Annotated in this window: 1 protein-coding gene; it reads right to left on the reverse strand. The window is 67.1% G+C overall.

All coding sequences use genetic code 11. The features are described 5' to 3' along the window. Nucleotides 1–211 precede the first annotated feature (211 nt). On the reverse strand, nucleotides 212–423 hold a 212-nt coding region (locus D7V97_RS43800; RefSeq protein ID WP_233583637.1), incomplete at its 5' end, for a zf-HC2 domain-containing protein.

The raw sequence follows: 423 nt of genomic DNA on the forward strand, positions 1-423 counted from the left end.
CAGCAGGATTCAGACGCTGCCTTTGCCTGCGCAATCGCTTCGCGCAGGCAACGCTGGCAGCGGCAGCCCTGTCCCGGGCGCCGCGCGCTGGCAGGTAGCATTTCTTCTGTCGTGCACCAGCATGTCGCGTCGGGCTGCTTACCGTCGCCGATCGCTCCGCAGCGCATCTGCGCGCCGCAGACCGCGCATACGGTGTTGGCGGCGGACGGGGTCACCCTTGGCTGCTCCCGTCGTCGTCTTGCCCGAGCTTGTGCATCGCCTGGCGCAGCAATCCCATCTGGTGTGAGAACCGCGTGCAGGCATCGCACGCGAACAGATGCACGCGCAAGCGCAGGCGTTCGCCGGTGCGCAGGTCGCGGTCCATTGCGCTCACCAGCACGCGGTGCGCTTCCTTGCAGGTGAGCATTCCCCAACGGTTTGGCA

This window comes from Corallococcus sp. CA053C, assembly GCF_003611675.1.
Taxonomy (GTDB): domain Bacteria; phylum Myxococcota; class Myxococcia; order Myxococcales; family Myxococcaceae; genus Corallococcus.